15 protein-coding genes are annotated in these 14,401 nt (G+C 70.9%); 10 read left to right on the top strand and 5 right to left on the bottom strand.

Going from position 1 to position 14,401, the window contains the following annotated elements:
• The first annotated feature begins 83 nt into the window (after window positions 1–83).
• Window positions 84–1,265, top strand: coding sequence for a hypothetical protein (locus MYF83_RS19750; protein ID WP_248961947.1), 1,182 nt, complete (start codon window positions 84–86; stop codon window positions 1,263–1,265).
• Window positions 1,262–2,020 (top strand): WecB/TagA/CpsF family glycosyltransferase, encoded by a 759-nt coding sequence (locus tag MYF83_RS19745; protein ID WP_248961946.1) that lies wholly within the window; start codon window positions 1,262–1,264, stop codon window positions 2,018–2,020. Before MYF83_RS19750 ends, MYF83_RS19745 begins: the two co-directional genes overlap by 4 nt.
• A 103-nt stretch (window positions 2,021–2,123) precedes the next feature.
• Here the strand turns inward: MYF83_RS19745 and MYF83_RS19740 are convergent, their stop codons facing one another.
• On the bottom strand, window positions 2,124–2,966 hold the full coding sequence (locus tag MYF83_RS19740) for a glycosyltransferase (protein ID WP_248961945.1): 843 nt from the start codon (window positions 2,964–2,966) through the stop codon (window positions 2,124–2,126).
• Between the two features lie 35 nt (window positions 2,967–3,001).
• Between MYF83_RS19740 and MYF83_RS19735 the strand changes: the two genes are divergently transcribed.
• Entirely contained in the window at window positions 3,002–3,598 is a 597-nt protein-coding gene (locus MYF83_RS19735; RefSeq protein WP_248961944.1) for an acyltransferase, read from the top strand.
• Window positions 3,595–4,608 carry a TolB family protein gene (locus MYF83_RS19730; RefSeq protein WP_248961943.1) on the top strand — a complete coding sequence of 338 codons (1,014 nt, stop codon included), beginning with the start codon at window positions 3,595–3,597 and terminating at the stop codon, window positions 4,606–4,608. Before MYF83_RS19735 ends, MYF83_RS19730 begins: the two co-directional genes overlap by 4 nt.
• A 45-nt stretch (window positions 4,609–4,653) precedes the next feature.
• On the opposite strand, the gene MYF83_RS19725 is transcribed toward MYF83_RS19730, so the two are convergent.
• Entirely contained in the window at window positions 4,654–5,574 is a 921-nt protein-coding gene (locus MYF83_RS19725; protein ID WP_248961942.1) for a right-handed parallel beta-helix repeat-containing protein, read from the bottom strand.
• A gap of 78 nt (window positions 5,575–5,652) precedes the next feature.
• Window positions 5,653–6,336 carry a hypothetical protein gene (locus MYF83_RS19720; RefSeq protein ID WP_248961941.1) on the bottom strand — a complete coding sequence of 228 codons (684 nt, stop codon included), beginning with the start codon at window positions 6,334–6,336 and terminating at the stop codon, window positions 5,653–5,655.
• 174 nt (window positions 6,337–6,510) lie between these two features.
• Here MYF83_RS19720 and MYF83_RS19715 point away from each other — a divergent pair, with 174 nt between their 5' ends.
• Complete coding sequence (locus MYF83_RS19715) at window positions 6,511–7,668, top strand: YveK family protein (RefSeq protein ID WP_248961940.1); 1,158 nt, start codon at window positions 6,511–6,513, stop codon at window positions 7,666–7,668.
• Entirely contained in the window at window positions 7,665–9,023 is a 1,359-nt protein-coding gene (locus MYF83_RS43835) for an O-antigen ligase family protein (protein WP_248961939.1), read from the top strand. The genes MYF83_RS19715 and MYF83_RS43835 overlap by 4 nt, the downstream gene beginning before the upstream one ends.
• A 217-nt stretch (window positions 9,024–9,240) precedes the next feature.
• Here the strand turns inward: MYF83_RS43835 and MYF83_RS19705 are convergent, their stop codons facing one another.
• The gene (locus MYF83_RS19705; protein WP_248961938.1) at window positions 9,241–10,056 is read right to left on the bottom strand and encodes a class I SAM-dependent methyltransferase; all 816 of its coding nucleotides are present in this window, start codon (window positions 10,054–10,056) and stop codon (window positions 9,241–9,243) included.
• A 201-nt stretch (window positions 10,057–10,257) separates the two neighbouring features.
• Between MYF83_RS19705 and MYF83_RS19700 the strand changes: the two genes are divergently transcribed.
• The 4 genes from MYF83_RS19700 to katG all read left to right on the top strand — a co-directional run bounded on the left by MYF83_RS19700 (window position 10,258) and on the right by katG (window position 14,139).
• A complete protein-coding gene (locus MYF83_RS19700; protein ID WP_248961937.1) occupies window positions 10,258–11,001 on the top strand; it encodes a dienelactone hydrolase family protein in 744 nt (247 codons plus the stop codon).
• 12 nt (window positions 11,002–11,013) lie between these two features.
• Window positions 11,014–11,286, top strand: a complete 273-nt coding sequence (locus MYF83_RS19695) for a DUF6295 family protein (RefSeq protein WP_248961936.1) — start codon at window positions 11,014–11,016, stop codon at window positions 11,284–11,286.
• A gap of 152 nt (window positions 11,287–11,438) precedes the next feature.
• On the top strand, window positions 11,439–11,876 hold the full coding sequence (locus MYF83_RS19690; RefSeq protein ID WP_248961935.1) for a Fur family transcriptional regulator: 438 nt from the start codon (window positions 11,439–11,441) through the stop codon (window positions 11,874–11,876).
• 31 nt (window positions 11,877–11,907) lie between these two features.
• Window positions 11,908–14,139 carry a catalase/peroxidase HPI gene (gene katG, locus MYF83_RS19685; RefSeq protein ID WP_248961934.1) on the top strand — a complete coding sequence of 744 codons (2,232 nt, stop codon included), beginning with the start codon at window positions 11,908–11,910 and terminating at the stop codon, window positions 14,137–14,139.
• A 104-nt stretch (window positions 14,140–14,243) separates the two neighbouring features.
• Here the strand turns inward: katG and MYF83_RS19680 are convergent, their stop codons facing one another.
• A complete protein-coding gene (locus MYF83_RS19680; RefSeq protein ID WP_248961933.1) occupies window positions 14,244–14,399 on the bottom strand; it encodes a hypothetical protein in 156 nt (51 codons plus the stop codon).
• Window positions 14,400–14,401 lie beyond the last annotated feature (2 nt).

Here is a 14,401-nt window from a genome sequence, read left to right as displayed (position 1 = left end):
ACGTCGTCGGCCGTCATCGATCGTCGATCGGTGCCGGCGGTCGTCATCAGTCGTAACTTCGAGTCAGAGATGTGGGGTGAGTGATGACTCGCCATGAGGGCCGCCTCGGCGCGCTCGCCGCGATCGACGCGCCCGCCGCCGAACTCGCCGACCGCATGGTCGACCTGTCGGTCCGCGGGCTTCCTCCCGGTTACGTCGACGGCGTGTTCGTCTTCACCAGGCGAGGCAGGCGCGGCGACGACGGACGCTGGACGGCCGTACCCGAGGGGCGCAGCGTCCGCTACAGCGCCATCGTCGCCCTCGGCGCGGCCACCCTGCCCGAGGACGCGCAACGGGCGGCCCTCGCGGGCGACACCGTGCTCGACCTGGTGGGGAATCTGCTCAAGGGCCTGCCCGGCGTCAGCAACCTCGGCGACGCGGCCCTCATCGCGTGGGCGGCCGCCGAGACCGGGCATCCCGAGCTCGAGACGGGCCTGCTCCGGCTCGCCGAGCTGGAAGGCGCGCTGGGCGCGGGCGACCCCGTCCACACGGTGGAGGCGTCATGGGCGCTCGCCGCACTGGTCGCCGCCCACCGGCTGACGGGCGACGGCGCCGGGCTCGGCGGGCGGCTGGAGCGGGCACGCGAGAGGCTGCTCACCGGCCTCGGCGCCGACCGGCTCTACCGGCACGTCCTCGGCCCCGCCTCCTGGTACCGCGCGCACGTCGGATGCTTCGCCGACCAGGTGTACCCGCTCCAGGCCCTCGCGCGCCTGCACGCCCACACCGGCGACGGCGACGCGCTCAAGGCCGCCGAGCAGATCGCCGCGGGCATCTGCGCCGCCCAGGGCCCCGAGGGCCAGTGGTGGTGGCACTACGACGCCCGCACCGGCGGGGTCGTCGAGGGCTACCCGGTCTACAGCGTCCACCAGCTCTCGATGGCCCCGATGGCGCTGCTCGACCTCGCGGACGCCGGTGGCACCTCTTATATGAAGGAGATCGCGCTCGGCCTGCACTGGATGACGTCCCGTCCCGAGGTCGACGACGAGCTGATCATCGAGGAGCTCGACCTGACTTGGCGCAAGGCCGCGCGGGACGACCCGAAGAAGATCGTGCGAGGCGTGCGGGCCGTGGCGACCGCGATCAACCAGGGCTCGCGCATCGGCGTGCTCGACCGTATCTATCCGCCGCTCGCCGTCGACCGCGAGTGCCGTCCCTACGAGCTGGGATGGCTGCTGTACGCGTGGCTGTTCTCGCTGCCGCGCGACACGCCGGGGAAGCAGGGGTGAGCGCCGCGGCGCCGCGCAGGACGATCCTCGGAGTGACCCTGGACGCCCTGACGATGGAGCAGACCGTCGCCCGGTGCGTGGAGGCCGTCGAGAACCGCGAGAACCTGACCATCGGGGTCGTGAACGCCGCCAAGGCCGTCCACATGGGCCACGACGCGCTGCTGCGCGACTCGGTGACCTCCTGCGACGTGGTCGTGGCCGACGGCCAGGCCGTCGTGTGGGCCTCCCGGTTCCTCGGGCATCCGCTGCCCGAGCGGGTCGCCGGCATCGACCTGTTCACCTCGCTGATGGCCGAGGGCTCGAGGCGGTCCTACCGCGCGTACTTCCTCGGAGCCCGGCCGGAGGTGCTGGAGCGGGTGGTCGCCGAGGTGCGCCGCCGCCATCCTGGCCTTGAGATCGCGGGGTCGCGCGACGGGTACTTCACCGACGACGAGGCCCCCGAGGTGGCCGCGCGCATCGGGGAGGCCAAGCCGGACCTGCTGTTCCTCGGCATGACATCCCCGAAGAAGGAGATCTTCCTCGCCCGGTTCGCCGACGAGATCCGGGCAGGGGTGATCCACGGTGTCGGCGGGTCCTTCGACGTCCTGGCCGGGAAGGTGCGCCGGGCCCCCGTCCTGTGGCAGCGGCTCGGCGTGGAGTGGCTCTACAGGTTCCTGCAGGAGCCGCTGCGGCTGGGACCGCGTTACCTGTCGACCAACACCCGGTTCGCCTGGATGGTGGTGAAGGAGTACGTCCAGGGCCGCGGCAGGGCCTGAGAGTTCCGGCCTCGCGAGGTGCGCCGCCGCGCGGCCGGGCCCTGGGGAGTGTCCGGCCGCGAGGCCAGGGCGAGCGAGGTGCGCCGCAGCGAGGGCCAGGGGGTCAGGTCCTGCTGCTCTCGTCCCGCAGCCAGGTCGTGTAGTCCTTCGCCCGTACGGCGCGGCGCGCCCGTGCCCGGGCGACCAGCGTGATCGCGAGGAAGACCCCGAGATGCGGCAGCAGCCACGGCGCGCGGCCGGCGATGGCCAGCAGGTCGCGAAGGCCCGTGCGGGCCTCCTGGCCGGCCATGGGGCCCTGCTCGATCTCCGCCACCACGGTGACGGCGCGCACCCTGCGCCTCAGCAGGTCGCCCAGCGTGCGCGGCGGGTGGATCACCGCGTGCGCGTCCCGCACCACGCGCCGCTCGCCGGGCTCGAACGCGAGCGAGGCGGCGAGGTCGTCGCCCATGACCGGCGGCAGGTCCATCAGGCGGCGGTTCCCCTCCTCCGACACCGCGATCACGCCCCTGCCGAACAGCCCCTCCCGCACGGCGGGCAGGCGGCTCCACACGGCGTAGTAGGCGCGCACCGGCCACGGCCGGTCGTTCAGCACCAGCGCCCGCTCCGGCGCGGCGGCGAGCGTCCCCGTGGAGCGCTCCAGGAGGGCGTCACGCAGGGCGCGGACGTCAGCGGTGCCCACTTCGATGTCGGCGTCCACGTATACCCGGGGATGGCTCCTCGCGGCCTCGTCGCCGAGGCGCAGCGCCTCCCGCTTGGACGGCACCGGCGTCTCGACCACGCGGACGCCGAACGTCTCCGCCACGGCGGCGGTGTCGTCGTCGCAGCCGTTGGCCACGACGACCACGTCGAACTCCTCCGGTGCCGCGTCGGCCAGCAGACGAGACAGGAGCCGGCCGATGACCCGGGCTTCGTTGTGAGCCGGGATGATGACGCTCGCGCTTGGCATAGTTCCGAAGTATCCACCCCCAATGGGAGCCTTTGATGACCGAACCGCGAATAGCGCCCACCGCCGACGTCGATCCCAGCGCCAAGATCGGCGCGGGGACCGTGATCTGGCATCTGGCCCAGGTGCGCGAGCAGGCCGCGCTGGGCGAGGGGTGCATCCTCGGGCGAGGCGCGTACGTCGGGCCGGGCGTCCGCGTCGGCGACCGGGTCAAGCTGCAGAACTACTCGCTCGTGTACGAGCCGGCGGTCCTGGAGGACGGCGTCTTCATCGGCCCGGCCGCCGTTCTCACCAACGACGTCTACCCGCGGTCGACCGACGTCGAGGGCGTGCTGAAGCGCGACGGCGACTGGACCGCCGAGGGTGTGGTCGTCCGGGCGGGCGCCTCCGTCGGGGCGCGGGCCGTGATCCTGGCCGGGCGCACGATCGGCAGGCACGCGCTGGTCGCCGCCGGGGCCGTGGTGACCAGGGACGTCCCCGACTTCGCCCTGGTGGCGGGCACCCCGGCCCGCCGCACCGGCTGGGTCGGCCGCGCGGGGGTCACGCTGCGCGAGGAGTCTCCCGGCCGCTGGCGCTGCCCGGAGACCGGCGAGCTGTACGAGGAGCACGACGGCCTGCTGAGCGGGCCCGCGTGAACGTCTCGGCCCTGCCGGCGCGGGCGCGGGTCGCCATCCTGGTGGTGGCGGTCCTGCTGTTCGGCGGCGTCGGCACGATCTACGTGCTGAACGCCCGCTCGGAGCCGGCGGGGAGCCCGCGGGCCGCGTCGAGCGCGGGTCCCGTGCCGCGCGAGACGGCCCTCGGGGAGGGCGAGTTGCTCGTGGTGCGCGCGGGCCCCGCGCAGGACAGCGGCGAGGTCCTCGCCGTGGAGCCGGGCGGGGAGGGCCGGCCGCGCTCCACGGGGCTTCGCTGCAAGCGCTTCTACGCCGCGGCGGGGACGGGGCTGTGCCTGCACGTCAACGCCACCCTGGTGACCCCGGCCGAGGCCATCGTGCTCGACCGCGACCTGCACGAGGTGCGCAAGGTGGCCCTGGCCGGCCTGCCCAGCAGAGCGCGGGTCTCCGCGAGCGGGCGCATGGCGACCTGGACGTTCTTCGTGTCGGGCGACTCCTACCTGAGCGTCGGCTTCTCCACCCGGGCCGGCATCCTGGACACCCGTACCGGCACGCTCGTCAAGAGCCTGGAGGATTTCGCGCTGGTCAAGGACGGGCACGTCTACAAGGCGACCGATCTGAACTATTGGGGTGTCACGTTCGCGGCCGACGACAACCGCTTCTACGCCACAGTGTCGAGCCAGGGCAGGACCTATCTGGTGCAGGGCGACTTCGCCGCGCGCAAGATGCGGGTGCTCCGCGAGAACGCCGAATGTCCCTCCCTCTCCCCGGACGGCACCCGCGTGGTCTACAAGAAGCGCACGGGCGGCGCCAACGACCCCTGGCGGCTGTACGCCCTCGACCTGCGCTCCGGCCGCGAGACGGCGCTCGCCGAGCCCGCGAACGTGGACGACCAGGCGGCCTGGCTGGACGACCGCACCGTCATGTACAGCAGGCTGCGGGGCGACAGCTCGGACGTGTGGACGGTGCCCGCCGACGGGTCAGGGCGTCCCGCACTCCTGCTCAAAGACGCCTACTCACCCGCCGCGACCTGACACGCGGCCGTGCCGAATGTGCGAGCGTCACGGCCGAGGTCCGTGTCAGCCGCTGACCGGTTCGCCGGTGCCCTCCCAGACGTTGCCCTCGAAGCGGTTGCCCTTGCCCTTGGCGTCGAAGTAGGTCACCGGCCCCCAGAAGCCGCCCTTGGGGAACAGGCGCCGGGTGAAGACGTTCCCGATGACGCGAATGTCGGTCGGTGTGCCGAACTTCCCCTGCCCGCCGTAGAGCGTGTAGCCCCCGCCGCCCAGAAGGTTACGTTCGATGAGCACGTCGTGGGCCCTGCTGAAGTCCTGATAGATCGAGATGGCCGAGGTCTGCGAGATCTGGTTGAGGATCGTGTTGTGGCGGATCGTCAGGGACAGGCCCTTCTGCGGCGATCCGTTGATCTGCGGCCCGGTCACGTGGTCGCCGGGGTACTCCTTGAAGTCGTGCATGTAGGAGTCCTCGATCAGCCCGTGGTCGGTGCCGACGGAGTTCGACACGGTGTGGATGTTCGCCCGCCGGACCGTGATGTCCCCGCCCTGGTTCAGGACGCCCCACTGGGCCTTGACCACCCCGTCACCGGAGATCTCGCAGTTCTCGATCACCGCGCCGGACGCGCCCTCCGCCTGGATGATCGACCAGTCGCCCTCGCCGATCACCCGCACGTTGCGCACCGTCACGTTGTCGGCCTTGATGTTGAGCTTCCCGTGCACCTCGAGGTTCTCGACCACGGCGCCCGGCTTCAGCACGGTCACCTCGCCGACCTTCTTGAGCGCGACGCCAGGACGCAGCCCAGTGGTCGCCGCGGAGGGAAAGCCGTCACTGGTGGGGGAGGGGCGGGCCTCCGGCTGGCGCGTCTGCCCCGGGGTCAGGTCGCGCCCGTCGTCGGCCGCGCCGCTGCCGCAGCCCGTGGCGGCCGCGCCGCCGAGCACGAGCAGGACGGTGAGCAGGGTGAACCGGCGCGGCAGCGAAAAGGGCACCGAAACTCCAGGTCGTAGGTCTGCGGAACGCTCCACAGCGGGATCGCCCGGAGCGTGGTCGGCTGTTCCCGATCAGATCTATATGTTCGTGCTCGCCCCGACGCGAGGCGGTCGCCGGCGTACCGGGCGTGTCGCGGTCGCCTCACGCGGCGGGATGGGCCGGGGCCCCTGGCCGCCGCTCCGGTCGCGGGTCGCGGTCATGGCGACGACCGAGGACAGGATCGTGATGAGCGCGATGCCGGCCGTGGCGCGGCCCCGCTGGAGCGACTGCCGATCGGGCCCGATGATCGAGCCGATGGGCTCCCACTTGATCATCACCCGCCCGCTGGCGCCCGCCGAGGTCTGCAGGCGCTGCAGCTTCTGGGTGAGGAGCTGGAGTGCCAGGTTGAGCGTGTCGATCGACTCCTTGGGGTCATCCGACAGGGTCTGCAAGGTGGCGTACGGCTGGCCGTATACCGGGAGCTCCTCGTTGCCCCAATGGGCCACCTTGTAATGGAAGGCGGCGGTTCCCCCCATGGCGCGGAGGCGCTCCTGCGTGCTCGGGTTGTCGAAGAACCGGGCCGTGGCCAGGGCCATGTAGATGTGGTTGTCGGTGAAGTGGTCGTAGACCTCACCCTGGAAGTGGTTGGTCTTGGTGATGAACGCGATCGTGAGAGAACTCTGGTAAAGAGGTGACCTGTATCTGACCCAGGCCACCGCGGAGGCGGCGACCAGGAAGATCAGCGCCAGGCAGCAGCACCGCACAACCACTCGCCTTCGCACGGTCACATCGTGGCACAGGAGTACGGAGTTTTGGGCCGGGCCTGGTAAAGAAAGCACGCAGAGGAAACACTTGAAGGCGTGACAACGCGCCGAGGGTCTCGCGCGTCCTATCTCGGCGGCTCGGCGGGGTGGGAATGGCAGAGATGGCCGGCCGGGCGGGGGTGAAGGGACATTATGGACCTGCTTGATTCGCTGCGGGCACTGCTGCGGCGATGGCCGGTGACCGTCGCGTTGCTCGCGGTGACCATCGTCGCGACGGTCGGAGCGCTGATAGCCATCCCCTGGCAGTACGAGTCGAAGGCCACCGTCGTCTTCCTGTCGTCCAGGAAGGGCTCCCAGCCCGTCGGAGGCAACCCCTGGCTGGCGTTCGACGCCTCGCTCACCATCACCGCCGAGGTCATCTCCCGCGGCATGAGCGACGAGCGCACCCTGCAGACGCTCAAGGACGAGGGCAAGACGGCCGAGTTCACCGTGGGGCTCGCCCAGGACTCCCGCGGGCCGCTGCTCGACATCAGCGCCACGGGCCCCGATCCCAAGATCGCCCAGGCCACGATGGAGACGCTCGCCACGCTCAGCCAGGAACGGCTGACCGAGATGCAGCAGAAGTCCGCGATCCTGCCGGACGCCACCATCCGGGCCGAGCTGGTCACCTCCAGCGACAAGGCCGAGCTGACCCCGGAGAAGAAGATCCGGCTCCTTGTGATCATCTTCGCGGGCGGCATGCTGGTGACGATCGGCGTGCCGCTGTTCCTGGAGTCGCTGGCGCAGAAGCGGCGGCGGCTCGCCCAGCCCGACCAGGGAACCACGAGGGTGGGCCAGCCCCCGCTGGCGCCCTCGCACCCGCAGCGCGTCCCCCGATCCACCGGCGGGCCGGCGACGCGTCCCGCCAACGGCGGCATGCCGCGCACCAGGCCCCCTGCCCGGACCCCGAGGCCCATCGAGCCTCCCGAGCCGCGGGTCTACGACCGCCGGATCACCTCCACACCGTCCCCGGGCAGGCAGGCACCGCCCGCCGAGCCCCGTGACCCCTGGGCGGAGCAGGAGGCCCTTGAGGAGGGCTACACCGCCCCGATGCCGGTGATCAAGGAGCAGGACGACCTGTACGTGTGGTCCGACGACAAGGACCGTCCGCGTGGCGCCCCGCCCTCGGGTTCGGCCTCCGGGGCGGGCGGCACGTCCGGCAACGGATCACGCTCGGGCCAGGCGTCCCGGTCGGACGGCGGCTCGTCGTCCGGGCCGGGCGCGCGGCATGGCTCCCACGCGCGCTCCTCGCCGGGCGACGCCGACGATGAGCCGTACGTCGTGTTCGACCCGACCAGGCCGGGTCGGTGACCAGCACGTCGCAGGCCGCTCCCGTCCACCACTCCGCCGGTCTGCCGCCGGAACGCCGGGCCAAGCCGTCAAAGGCCCGCGTCGACCCGGTGACGATCATCACGTTCTTCCTGATCATCCTGTTCGTGATGCCGGCCCGCTACGTGGTCGGCCCACTCGGCGGCGCGGGCTCGCCCTCGTCGATGGTCGCCGTGCTGCTGCTGGTCTGGTACCTGCTGTCCACGCTGTCGCCGCGCTGGACCCCGATCCGCGGTCCGCAGCCGGTGCGCCCCGTCATCGTCTTCTTCGCCCTGGCCGTGCTGGCGAGCTACGTCGCGGCCACCACCCGCCCGCTGTCGGCGGACGAGGTGAACGCCGCCGACCTCGGCCTCGTGCTGGTCGCGGGCTGGGCGGGCATCGCCCTGGTCACCGCGGACGGCATCAACAGCATGGACCGGCTGGAGACGCTGCGGCACCGCATCGTGATGGGAGCGTCGTTCCCCGCGTTCATCGCGATGATCCAGTTCTTCACCGGCATCGAGGTCACCCAGTACCTCGCCCTCCCCGGCCTCGTCGAGAAGGGCTCGGCCGTGCTGTTCGAGCGCGAGGGCTTCTTCCGCCCGGCCGGCACCGCCACCCACCCCATCGAGCTCGGCGTCGTCCTGGCCGCCGTGCTGCCGCTCGCTCTGCATGGAGCGATCTACTGCCGCATTCCCGAGCAGCGCCGCAAGCGGTGGCTGATGGTGGTGCTCATCGCCGGCGCGCTGCCGATGAGCGTCTCCCGCTCGGCGATCCTCGGCCTGTTCGTCGTCATGCTCGTGCTGCTGCCCACCTGGCCGCCGGAGTGGCGGCTGCGGGCGACGCTCATCTTCGGCGCCGCCGCGATCGTGATGCGCCTGGTCATCCCCGGCCTCATCGGCACCGTGCTGAACCTCGTCTCCGTCATCGGGTCGGATGAGAACTCCACCACGCGCACCGGCGACTACGACGCGGTGGTCGAGGCGGTGACGCAACGCCCGTTCTTCGGGCAGGGCTTCGCCACCTACCTTCCGCGCATCTACCGCGTCATCGACAACCAGTACCTCATGTCGGCCCTTGAGACCGGCCTCGTCGGCCTGCTCGCGCTGATCGTCTTCCTGCTGGCCGGGTGGACGCTGGCCCGGCGGGCCAGGCGCGCCGCGATCGACGAGGAGACCCGCCACCTCGCCCAGTGCTTCGCGGCCTCCACCGCGGTCGCCATCTTCGGCTTCGGCACCTTCGACGCGTTCAGCTTCCCGATGATCACGAACGTGATGTTCCTCATCCTCGGCTGCTGCGGCGCCCTCTGGCGCCTCCAGACCCAGGCACCCCGCGAGATGTACGTGCCGGACGCCTGAGCTGACTCGCCGCGACCGGTAGGGCAAGAGGAGTCAGTCGGGCGCCTCATTGCCCCGGGCCCGAGGGTACCCGGGTGGACCTCGACCTGTCGCCGGCGGTGTACGACGAGCGGTGGGAGTACTCAACCTGAGTACGGCGGGCCTGACCCATGACGTCTCCGGGTACGCCGCCCGGCTCGCTCGGCTCGGCTCGGCCATCAGTCTCCTGAGCCGGGCCTCAGAACCGGTAGTGGAGGATGCGGCCGACCTTGCGGAGGAAGTAGAAGCGGTTCATCACCGCCAGGGCGGCGCGGTAGCCGGCCGGGAAGCGTTCGACCTCGGGAACGTCGGAGAAGAACAGCTCGTCGGCCAGATGGAGGCGGGGGTTGTCGGCGGTCGGTTCGGCGGGGTCGTCTAGGCCCCAACGGAGGGTGGCGCCGGTGGCCCTGATGGCGGGCTGGAAGCGGCTGAGCTTGACGGCCAGGCTGCTGAGCGCGTCGAACATGATCTCGCCGGAGGGAAACCGGTCGGTGATCCGGCGCAGGAGGGCGTGGACCTCCTCGGTGGTGAGGTACATCGTCAGGCCCTCGGCCACGACCAGCACCGGACGATCGGGCGGCACCCATTCCGGCCATCTGGGATCCGTGGCCGGCAGGCCGATCATCGTGTAGCCGGGCCGAGGTGGGAAGAGGCGTTCGCGGAGGTTGATGATGTCGGGGTAGTCGACGTCGAACCATCGGACGGTCCCGGGCGGGTCGAGGCGGTAGACGCGGGTGTCGAGGCCGCAGGCCAGGTGGATGACCGTCGTGTCCGGATCGCGGGCGAGATGGGCGGCGGTGAGGTTGTCGAAGGTCTTCGCGCGGATGGCAACGCTCAGTGCGTCGGTGGCGCGCATCTTGAGTTTGGAGAAGTCGTAGTCGATGCGCTCGACGGCCCGCTCGGCGAGGGGGTCCCGGAGAACCGGGTCCTCCGTGCGGCTGTGCACGGCGCGTCCGTACAAGGTGGCGAGGAGGGTCTCCTTGTCCCCGGTGAGGTGGACCTTCTCGGTGCCCACTCCTCCAATGTAGACCTGGGATCCCCGCTCCCAGGTGAGCCCTGAGCCGTCGCCGTCGACGGTGGGGGCAGGCGTGTGGAAAGGCGCTGGCCCGGGTCGAAAGTTGAAGTAAGTACTATTTCCCGGCGTACGGGATCTTTCGCGGGCAAGCGCTGGCGCGGACGGAGAACCGGGTCCCGTGAATCATGAGGAGGCATAGGCATGAACGACGCGATATGGGCCGGTACGGTCACGCTCAGCGGGCACGAGCAGGCCGAGCTGGAGGCGTACCTCGCCCGGCCGCTCGGCGACACCCCGCGCGGCGGCGTGGTGGTGATCCACCACCTGCCGGGATACGACAACGCCACCAAGGAGATCGTCCGCAAATTCGCGGCGCACGGGTACGCGGCGGTCTGCCCGAACCTCTACTCGCGCCAGGGCGCCGGCGTCAGCCCGGACGACCAGGCCGCAGCCGCGCGGGCGGCGGGCGGGGTGCCCGACGAGCAGCTCGTAGGCGACGTCGCGGGGGCGGCGGCGTATCTCAACTCCCTCGACCACGCCAACGGCAAGATCGGCGTGATCGGGTACTGCTCGGGCGGCCGGCAGGCGTTCCTGGTCGCCTGCTCGCTCCCGCTCGACGCGGCGGTGGACTGCTACGGCGCCTTCGTGACGAAGGAACCGCCCGCGGAATTCCCGCTCAAGGCCACACCGCTGATCTCCAAGGCCGGCGACCTGTCCTGCCCGCTGCTGGGGCTGTTCGGCGAGGAGGACTCCTTCCCCGCGCCGGACGAGGTCGCCACGCTCTCCGCCGAGCTGGAGAAGCTGGGCAAGGAGCACGAGTTCCACACCTACCCGGGTGCCGGGCACGCGTTCTTCTCCGTGGACCGTCCCGCCTACCGTCCGGCCGCCGCGGTGGACGGCTGGAAGAAGATCTTCGATTTCTACGGCCGCCACCTCGGCGCCTGACAGGAGACCCCCATGTGCACCTACCTCACCGAGAAGATCGAACTCGACGGCGCGGGCAAGGGAGGCTCGGGCTGGTTCACCCTCAGCAATGGCGCCGTCTACGTCGACCACCCCTACCATGCCTGCCACGAGCACACGGTGAACATCGACTTCACCAACCCGGCCGAGGGCCCGTCCGCGCGGGTGGCGGTCGAGCTCACCGAGGAGTCGGCGCTCGCCCTGATCGAGGCCATCCAGAAGGCCCTCGCCGCCGCCCCACCCGGCCTCGCCTCCGCCCGCCGCTGACCCCGCCTCTCAGGACTCCTGGAGGCAGAACTCGTTGCCTTCCGGGTCGGCCAGCGACGGCGCGTCACGCCACGACGTCGCCTGGCGCGGCACTAGACTTGGACTATTCGTTATCTTGTACGGTTCGTGTTTATGACGGTAGGTTTGGCGCTATGACCGCACCCAGGACTCCGACCACCGCCGAGGAGCTGCGCGGGGCAGGCCTGCGGGTGACGGCCGCCCGCGTCGCACTGCTCGAGACCGTCCGGCACGGTGACCACCTCGGCGTCGAGGCGATCGCCTCCGGGGTGCGCGATCGCGTAGGCCATATCTCCCTTCAAGCCGTGTACGAGGCCCTCCACGCGCTCACCGCGGCGGGACTCGTACGCCGCATCGAACCGGCCGGCAGCGCGGCCCGGTTCGAGGGACGCGTCGGGGACAACCACCACCACATCGTGTGCCGGTCGTGCGGTCTTGTCACCGACATCGACTGCGCGGTCGGCGAGGCGCCCTGCCTGACCGCGTCCGACGACCACGGCTTCTCGATCGACGAGGCCGAGGTCATCTACTGGGGCCAGTGCCCCGGCTGTTCCACCGCCCGCAGTTCCTGAGCACCGTTATTCCCTAGTCCGGAAGGCTTCCATGTCCGAGAACCATGATGCAATCGTCACAGACGCGAAGACGGAGGGCGGAGGTGGCTGCCCGGTCGCGCACGAGCGCGCCCCGCACCCGACTCAGGGCGGCGGAAACCGCCAGTGGTGGTCGGAGCGGCTCAACCTGAAGATCCTCGCCAAGAACCCCGCCGTGGCCAACCCCCTCGGCGAGGAGTTCGACTACGCCGAGGCGTTCAACACCCTCGACCTCGCGGCCGTGAAGCGGGACATCGCGGAGGTGCTCACGACCTCGCAGGACTGGTGGCCGGCCGACTACGGCAACTACGGCCCGTTCATGATCCGGATGGCGTGGCACAGCGCGGGCACCTACCGGATCAGCGACGGCCGCGGCGGCGCCGGGGCAGGCCAGCAGCGCTTCGCCCCCCTCAACAGCTGGCCGGACAACGGGAACCTCGACAAGGCTCGCCGCCTGCTGTGGCCGGTCAAGAAGAAGTACGGCAAGAAGCTCTCGTGGGCCGACCTGATGATCCTCACCGGCAACGTCGCCCTGGAGTCGATGGGCTTCAAGACCTTCGGCTACGCCGGCGGTCGTGCGGACGTCTGGGAGCCCGACGAGGACGTCTACTGGGGTCCCGAGTCCACCTGGCTCGACGACCAGCGCTACACCGGCGACCGGGAGCTCGAGAACCCCCTCGCCGCGGTCCAGATGGGCCTCATCTACGTCAACCCGGAGGGCCCGAACGGCAACCCGGACCCGCTCGCCTCGGCCCGCGACATCCGTGAGACCTTCCGCCGGATGGCGATGAACGACGAGGAGACGGTCGCCCTGATCGCTGGCGGTCACACCTTCGGCAAGACCCACGGCGCGGGCCCGGCCGACCACGTCGGCGCCGACCCCGAGGCCGCCTCGATCGAGGAGCAGGGCCTCGGCTGGAGGAACACCTTCGGCACCGGCAAGGGCGGCGACACGATCACCAGCGGTCTCGAGGGTGCGTGGACGAACACCCCGGTGACGTGGGACAACAGCTTCTTCGAGATCCTGTTCGGCTACGAGTGGGAGCTCAGCAAGAGCCCCGCCGGCGCGTACCAGTGGAAGCCGAAGGACGGCGCCGGGGCGGGCACCGTCCCCGACGCCCACGACCCGTCGAAGAGCCACGCCCCGACGATGCTGACGAGCGACCTCGCGCTCCGGGTGGACCCGGTCTACGAGCAGATCTCGCGGCGCTTCCACCAGAACCCCGACGAGTTCGCGGACGCCTTCGCCCGGGCGTGGTTCAAGCTGACCCACCGCGACATGGGCCCGGTCGTGCGCTACCTCGGCCCGGAGGTCCCGGCCGAGACGCTGCTGTGGCAGGACCCCCTGCCCGCGGTGACGCACGAGCTCATCGACGCTGAGGACGTCGCCTCCCTCAAGGGCCAGGTCCTCGCCTCGGGCCTGTCGGTGTCCCAGCTCGTGTCCGCCGCCTGGGCGTCGGCCTCGTCCTTCCGCGGCAGCGACAAGCGCGGCGGCGCCAACGGTGCGCGCGTCCGCCTCGAGCCGCAGAGCGGGTGGGAGGTCAACGACCCCGACCAGCTGGCGACGGTGCTGCGCACCCTGGAGGGGATCCAGCAGGCCTTCAACGCCGCCCAGACCGGCGGCAAGCAGGTCTCGCTCGCCGACCTGATCGTGCTCGCCGGTGGCGCGGCCGTCGAGCGCGCAGCCAAGGACGCCGGCGTCGACGTCGAGGTCCCCTTCACGCCGGGCCGCGTGGACGCGTCGCAGGGGCAGACCGACGTGGAGTCGTTCGCCGCGCTCGAGCCGACCGCCGACGGGTTCCGCAACTACCTCGGGAAGGGCAACCGGCTGCCGGCCGAGTACCTGCTGATCGACCGGGCGAACCTGCTGACCCTGAGCGCCCCCGAGATGACGGTCCTCGTCGGTGGCCTCCGCGTCCTGGGCGCGAACTACCAGCAGTCGCCGCTCGGCGCCTTCACCACGACCCCCGGGTCTCTGACCAACGACTTCTTCGTCAACCTGCTCGACCTGGGCACGACGTGGAAGGCGACGTCCGAGGACGCGAACACGTTCGAGGGTCGCGACGCCGCCACGGGCGAGGTCAAGTGGACCGGCAGCCGGGCCGACCTCGTCTTCGGGTCGAACTCCGAGCTGCGCGCGCTCGCGGAGGTCTACGCGAGCGATGACGCGAAGGAGAAGTTCGTGAAGGACTTCGTCGCGACGTGGGACAAGGTGATGAACCTCGACCGGTTCGACCTCGTCTGATCACGAGGATCATGACGTCCAGGCCGGCCGGCGCCGGCCGGCCTGGACGTCCTCGGTCCGAAGGATCTCGATATCGTCCGCCTCCAGCGCGACGTCGCGGCGCGTCACGCTACAACGGGGGGAACGCCGCCTGACGGGCACTGGTTCACCGTCTCCGCCAGGAAGTCCTCCCAGGTTCGGTGGCCGACGGCCCGTTCGGGGGCGAGGTTGGCGCCGGCCCGGTATGCGGCGGCGGCCTTGCCGGGGGTCCTGACCGACATGA

Origin of the sequence: Sphaerisporangium perillae (assembly GCF_023276435.1) — a bacterium.
Taxonomy (GTDB): Bacteria; Actinomycetota; Actinomycetes; order Streptosporangiales; family Streptosporangiaceae; genus Sphaerisporangium; species Sphaerisporangium perillae.
This window is presented reverse-complemented; position numbering and strand designations above follow the sequence as displayed.